This is a genomic window from Deinococcus rhizophilus, assembly GCF_030271215.1.
GTDB lineage: Bacteria > Deinococcota > Deinococci > Deinococcales > Deinococcaceae > Deinococcus > Deinococcus rhizophilus.
In genome coordinates, this window is record NZ_JASNGB010000194.1 from 1 (window position 1) to 5,398 (window position 5,398).

The 5,398-nt window shown below is 69.3% G+C and carries 6 protein-coding genes; 3 read left to right on the forward strand and 3 right to left on the reverse strand.

What is annotated here, in order from left to right; genetic code table 11:
* Positions 1-418: YczE/YyaS/YitT family protein (locus QOL99_RS14740; protein WP_407650198.1), on the reverse strand; the 418-nt coding region annotated here is incomplete at its 3' end.
* Positions 419-530: 112 nt separating this feature from the next.
* Between QOL99_RS14740 and QOL99_RS14745 the strand changes: the two genes are divergently transcribed.
* Entirely contained in the window at positions 531-1,091 is a 561-nt protein-coding gene (locus QOL99_RS14745; RefSeq protein ID WP_285524936.1) for a DUF2231 domain-containing protein, read from the forward strand.
* Positions 1,092-1,442: 351 nt separating this feature from the next.
* Here QOL99_RS14745 and QOL99_RS14750 read toward each other — a convergent pair whose 3' ends face one another.
* The gene (locus QOL99_RS14750; protein WP_285524938.1) at positions 1,443-2,135 is read right to left on the reverse strand and encodes a phosphatase PAP2 family protein; all 693 of its coding nucleotides are present in this window, start codon (positions 2,133-2,135) and stop codon (positions 1,443-1,445) included.
* 132 nt (positions 2,136-2,267) lie between these two features.
* Between QOL99_RS14750 and ychF the strand changes: the two genes are divergently transcribed.
* Positions 2,268-3,365, forward strand: coding sequence for a redox-regulated ATPase YchF (gene ychF, locus QOL99_RS14755; RefSeq protein ID WP_285524939.1), 1,098 nt, complete (start codon positions 2,268-2,270; stop codon positions 3,363-3,365).
* Between the two features lie 102 nt (positions 3,366-3,467).
* Entirely contained in the window at positions 3,468-4,046 is a 579-nt protein-coding gene (locus QOL99_RS14760) for an antibiotic biosynthesis monooxygenase (protein ID WP_285524941.1), read from the forward strand.
* 74 nt (positions 4,047-4,120) lie between these two features.
* On the opposite strand, the gene QOL99_RS14765 is transcribed toward QOL99_RS14760, so the two are convergent.
* The gene (locus QOL99_RS14765; RefSeq protein WP_285524943.1) at positions 4,121-5,236 is read right to left on the reverse strand and encodes an FtsW/RodA/SpoVE family cell cycle protein; all 1,116 of its coding nucleotides are present in this window, start codon (positions 5,234-5,236) and stop codon (positions 4,121-4,123) included.
* Positions 5,237-5,398 lie beyond the last annotated feature (162 nt).

Below are 5,398 nucleotides of genomic sequence, written 5' to 3' on the forward strand. Positions count from 1 at the left end.
CCCCCAGCCCCGCCGCGACGTAGGTGCCCGTCGCCAGCCCCAGCAGGCCCACGCCGAGGCCGAACTGCACCCAGCGGGCGGGCAGGCCTGCGGGGTCGGGGACCAGCGGGGCCAGCACGTCCAGAAAGAGGCCGATCAGGAGGACGTTCAGCACCGTTCCCGGCCCGACGCGCTCGCGCAGCCACAGGGCGCTGAGGGCCACGATCCCCACGCCCGTCAGGATGCTGACCATGCCCAGCGTCAGCGGGAGGTGCCGGGTCACGCCGAGGTGAAAGGCTTCCCAGGGCGCCACGCCCACCCGCGCGTCCAGCATCAGCCGCAGGGCGAGGCTGTAGAGCGCCAGCCCGAGGACCAGCAGGCCGTACCGCCCCGGCGTGGGCAGGCGCGTGGCGGCGGCGAGGAGCGCGGGGCGGGGCATGGGGGCGAAGGTAGCACCCGGCCCCCGCCCGGCCCAACGCCGCCCAGAGCCTCGCTTAACCCTCCCCGACCCGCCGCGCCCCAGGGCACACAATCGGGAGGGAGGTTCGCCTATGGACTCGCAGATCAACGACCGCTTCGAGGACACCCTCAGCCAGCACGACCGGCTGGAAGCCCTGGCCGACACGTTGCAGCCCAAGCTGCGCGAGTGGCTGGACGCCCTGCCGGACGGGGTGGAGGCCACCCTGCACGGGCAGCCGCTGGGCCACCCCCTGCACCCCATCCTGATTCACCTGCCGCTGGGGGGCTGGATCGTCGCGGGACTGCTGGACTTCCTGCCGGGCCACTCGCCGGAGAACGAGGCGGCGGCCGACCGGGCGCTGCTGCTGGGCACCGTGGGCTCGGTCGCGGCCATCGCGGCGGGCTGGACCGACTGGGCCAACACGCGCGGCGAGGCGCGGCGCACCGGGCTGATCCACGGGGCCGTCAACGAGGCCGCCTTCGTGCTCAACGTGGCCTCGCTGCTGGCCCGCAGGCGGCACAAGCGGCGGCTGGGCAAGCTGCTCTCGGGGACGGCGCTGGGGCTGGCGGGGCTGGGCGGCTTCCTGGGGGGGCAACTGGTCTACCGGCATGGCCTGGGCGTGGGCCAGACGCTGGCGCACCCGCAGGGCTGAGGCGGGGGGAGGCAGGGAGGGGGCGCCGTGACGGGTGGCCCCCTCTCGCGGTCTGTGTCCGGTCCGTTCTCTCACCGGGAAAGCGCCGACGCAGGGCCTCTCCTCCGCCTCTCTCCCAGCCCGTTCTGTCCTGCCTGCTCCTGCTCTCCTGCGGGGGTGGGCCAGTCTGCCCGGCGGGAACGGGCGCTGTTCCCGCCTCCAGCGGGCTTCCCCCTCATACGGATTCCGTCTGTTTCGTGAACAAACCGGCGTTCTTCCGGTTTGTTCACTCCACGCCCGGAACCCGTTGTTCTCCTTCTCGCTCCGCTCGGATTTCAGGTTTACGCGTAAACCTCTCAATCGGAGTTCGTATTACCCCTCGCGCGACTGCACCGGAAAGGCCGGATGAATCCGCAGCGCCCGCGTCAGGGCGATCACCCAGGCCAGCGAGAACAGCGCCCCGCCCAGCACGTCGGTCGGGTAGTGGACGCCGATATAGACGCGGGACCACATCATGCCCAGCACGTACAGCCCGCCCAGAACCAAGGCGGGGACCCGCCAGCGCGTGGGCCACAACAGGACTGCCAGCGAGGTCGCCAGCGCCGAGGCGAACATCGCGTGGCCGCTGGGAAAGGAAGAGTCGGGCTCGGGCAGAATCGGGGTCCAGAAGGCGGGGCGGGGACGCTCGAAGACGTTCTTGAGCAGCACGTTGATCAGTGCGACCCCACCCAGGCTGAGGGCCAGGAAGTAGCCCAGGCGGTGCCGCAACCGGTAAAAGACGTAAGCCAGCACCAGCGTCACCGGCACCATGCCCCGCGCACTCCCCAGCAGCGAAAAGGCGACCGCCACCCGGTCGAGCATGGGCGACGCACCCGCGTGCAGCGCCAGCATCAGCGGCTTTTCAAAGGCGAACGGCTCCTTGTTGAACACGTCCTCCGCGATGGAGACGAAGATCAAGAGGGGCACCAGCAGCCCGAAAAACAGCAGCAGCAACCTTCGCCAGTGCTCCCGCGAAAAGGCGAGGAGGTGCGCCAGGGGACCGCTGTGGGGGGAAGCCGGGGTCATGAATCTGCCCACGCTACTCCCCCCGCGCCCGGCAGCGTACCCGGGGGGCGGTGGGCAAGTGTTCATCCCTGGGCTCCCCCTTCCCCTACACTGTCAGGGTTGCCGCGCCTATGCGGAGTCAAGGAGGACACTGTGGGACTCGCCATTGGAATCGTCGGGCTGCCGAACGTCGGCAAGAGCACGCTGTTTAACGCCATCACGCGGGCAGGCGCACTCGCCGCCAACTACCCCTTCGCCACCATCGAACCCAACGTGGGCCGGGTGACCGTCCCCGACGAGCGCCTCGCCGCGCTGAGCCGGGTCTTTACCAAGGGCGACCGCGTGCCGCCGATCATCCCCACCTTCGTCGAGTTCGTGGACATCGCCGGGCTGGTCAAGGGGGCCAGCCAGGGCGAGGGCCTGGGCAACCAGTTCCTGGCGAACATCCGCGAGGTGGACGCCATCGCCCACGTCGTGCGCTGCTTCGAGGACCCCAACGTGGTTCACGTGGCCGGACAGGTCGATCCCATCGACGACATCGAGACGATCAACACCGAGCTGATCCTCGCGGACCTCGCCGGGCTGGAAAAGCGGCTGGCGAACCTCCAGAAGAAGGCCAAGGGCGGCGACAAGGAGGCCCGCGAGCAGGCCGAGATGGCCGAGCAGATTCTGAAGGTGCTGGGCGAGGGCAAACCCGCCCGTGCGGGCAGTTACGAGGGCAGGATTCCCAAGGAGTTCGGTCTGATCACCACCAAGCCCGTGATCTACGTGGCGAACGTGGGCGAGGACGATCTGGGAGAGGACAACGCCTACGTGCAGCAGGTCCGCGAGTACGCCGCCCGCGAGGGAGCCTCGGTCGTCAAGATCAGTGCCCAGATCGAGGGCGAACTCGCCGAGATGCCCGAGGACGAGGCCCGCGAGTTTCTGAGCGACCTCGGCGTGGAGGAAAGCGGCCTCGACCAGCTCGTGAAGGTCGGGTACGAGACGCTGGGGCTGATCACCTTCATCACGTCGGGCGAGAAGGAAGTGCGGGCCTGGACCATCCGCCGGGGCGAGAAGGCCCCGGAAGCGGCGGGCGAGATTCACTCCGACCTCGAACGCGGCTTTATCCGCGCCGAGGTCATCGAGTGGCAGAAGATGGTCGAGGCGGGCGGCTGGGCGAATGCCAAGAGCAAGGGCTGGGTCCGCACCGAGGGCAAGGACTACGTCATGCAGGACGGCGACATCATGAACGTGCTGCACAACATGTAAACCGGACGGCCAGCACGGGGGCGGAAGGGCACGGGGGCATCCCCAGCCTTCCGCCCCCCGCGCGTTCTGCCCCCGTCCGCTCTGCGCTACAGTGCTTCCCCCATGCCGACCTCCTCCTCCCCCTCCCCCAGTCCGGCCGCGCCCGAGGGCGTCACCCTCGTCATCACCGAACTCGTGCGGCCCGCGCGGGTGGCCGGGTACGAGGCGTGGGCGCGGGAGCTGCACGGGCGGCTGGGGCAGCAGCCAGGCTTCCTGGGGCTGCACGTGTTGCGCGGTGAAAGTGGGGGCACGCCGGAATACGTGACGCTGCTGCGCTTCGCCTCGCCGGAAGCGCTCGCGGCGTGGCGGGAGTCCCCGGCGTACCGCTCGGCCCTGGCCCGGCTGCCCGAGTTCACGGCGGGCGAGGTGGACTACCGCGAGTCGGTGGGACTGGAGGCGTGGTTCGACCGCCCGGCCCGCGCCGCCGCCGCGCCCCCCTTCTGGAAGAACGTGGTGCTGGGCTTCGTGGGGGTCTACCCGCTGATCCTGCTGTTCAGCTGGCTCTCGCGCCCGCTGGTGCAGGGCTGGCCGTGGTGGGCGGCGATCTTGCCCTCGGCGTTTCTGGCGACCGTCTTTCTGAACTGGCCGGTGCTGCCGCTGCTCTCGCGGCTGCTGCGCGGCTGGCTGTATCCCCAGCGGTAGGCAGCCCTGTCGCAAGGCCCCAGCGCTGTGCCGGGGCCTTGCTCTTTCCTGCGGTCAGTCGCTCTTTCCTGCGGTCAGTCGGCCGCGACCGCCACCATGTCGGACGACTCCTCCCCGGCGGGAAGTTGGCGCCGCACCTCGCGCATGGCGCTGTGGATCACGCCCAGGGCGAGGCTCATGGTGAGCATGGAGGAAAAGCCGTAGCTCACCAGCGGCAGCGGCACCCCGGTCACTGGAAAGAGGCCCGCCGCGACCGCCAGATTCACGAACGCCTGCCCCACGACCATGAACATGGCACCCGTCGCCAGGATGGTGGCGCCGTGGATGTCCGGAGTCATGGGGCGCACGCGGGTGGCGAGTTGCGAGACGTGCAGGGCGGTGGACACGACCAGCCAGTAGGCGAAAAAGAGCATCGTCACGCCCAGCAACCCGGTCGAGAAGCCCACCGAGGCCACGATCAGGTCGGTATTGTCGGCGAAGTACGGGTAACGCGGCCCGTCTGGACCCTGCCCCCATAGCCCGCCGAAATTGAGGTCGCGGTGGGCCTTCCCGATCTGGTCAAGGCCAACTTCCGCCGTCTCTGCCCGGTTCACGTGCCCGAACAGGCGTTCGAGGATATAAGGGTGCGTCTCCAGATATTTGTTGAGGAAGGGCAGGCTCAGCAGCCCCAGCGCCAGCACGAAGCCGCTGATGTTGGTGATGCGGACCCCGGCGGCGTACATCAGGACGATGCCCAGCCCGAAGGTCAGCACCGAGGTGCCCAGGTCAGGCTCCAGCAGGATCAGTCCGGTGGTCAGCACGATCATTCCCGTCGCGCTGATCAGCTTGTTCTGCACGCCCCGCCGGGAAAAGAAGGACGCCAGTTGCAGCACCAGCCCCAGCTTGGCGAGTTCCGACGGCTGGAATCTGAATGGACCGCCGAAGTCCAGCCAGCGTTTGACTCCCTCGCTGCCCGGCGCCCCCTCCCCGATAAAGAGGGTCAGCACCAGCAGCAGCAGCGTGAAGCCCCAGAAGTACGGGGCCAGCCTCAGGAAGAAGCGGGGCCGCAGCCGCGCCACCAGAAAGGTCGCCGCAAGCGCGACCAGCGCCTTGCTCCCATGATCCAGAATGTCGTCCGGTCTGACGGTCGCCACCCCGATCAGCCCCAGCGTCAGCAGAATGACCTGCGCCATCACCAGTTGCAGGCTCATGCTTTTGCCTCCGGCCGGGCCACGTCCACCAGTTCACGGGCCACCCGCGCGAAGGTCAGGCCCCGCTCGCGGTAGTCGCGGAAGCTGTCGAAGCTGGTGCCCACGGGCGCGAGCAGCACGGTGCCCGAGCCGCCGGGACCGCCCAGCGCCGCGAGGCCCGCC